Below are 637 nucleotides of genomic sequence, written 5' to 3'. Positions count from 1 at the left end.
ACGGCTGATTGTCTTGTGGTTGGCCAACATCCCTGCATAGCGGATTGCCGCCGTTATCCTGCGGCAGCCGCAGCGTCCTTTGTGTTGCCGGCAAGCCGCACGGATATGCCGTTTCAAACCGGCATATTGGTCTTCCGCCGAATGCGCTGCCGGTTGGCAGCAGAAGGCAGTAGCATGTACCGCGCCCCGAATCTTCCCCGGCGCCGTCTGAGCAGCCGTGGCTGCGGAAGATACTACGCGGCTGCCCCGTCATCTCCAAAGCCGTTTCAAAGGATAGTCCTGCCTTAATCCTGAGACGACTCGGCATCTTTCTGCCGCGCTTCGTTCTTCCCGGATTCAGACATCGGGCTGTTTTCAGACGGCCTTTGCCCGCGGTATCGGGCGGTTGTCGGGCCGGTATGGAATCCGCCGGCCGGGGCGCGTCCCTTTGGGGATACCCCTTCATTTCTGACCATGACATGGCGTTCAGCTTGAGATTCAAAGGGTTGCAATCCAAAGGGCAGTCGGAGATGCCTGGCTTTTTTAACGGTTTCAGGTTGTTTGAGCTTTTTTACAGATTTTCCGTCCTGCACATCTTGGCCAGTTTGGTTTCTCCACAGGCTGCCCGCCTTTCGGGCTGGGATTCAAACCGTCAAGG

The 637-nt window shown here is 57.6% G+C and carries 1 protein-coding gene and 1 pseudogene; one reads left to right on the top strand and one right to left on the bottom strand.

Annotated elements, in window-relative coordinates; translation table 11 throughout:
• Positions 1-138 (bottom strand): annotated as a pseudogene (locus tag IR141_RS12690) (IS3 family transposase); the annotation flags it as partial.
• Between the two features lie 260 nt (positions 139-398).
• On the opposite strand from IR141_RS12690, the gene IR141_RS13690 reads away from it, so the two are divergent.
• A partial coding sequence (locus IR141_RS13690; protein WP_209304444.1) for a hypothetical protein occupies positions 399-637 on the top strand: 239 nt, incomplete at its 3' end.

The organism is Neisseria sp. 19428wB4_WF04 (assembly GCF_015235335.1).
Lineage (GTDB): Bacteria > Pseudomonadota > Gammaproteobacteria > Burkholderiales > Neisseriaceae > Neisseria > Neisseria musculi.
The sequence above is the reverse complement of the archived record's forward strand: the minus strand, read 5'-3'. Positions and strand labels throughout refer to the sequence as shown.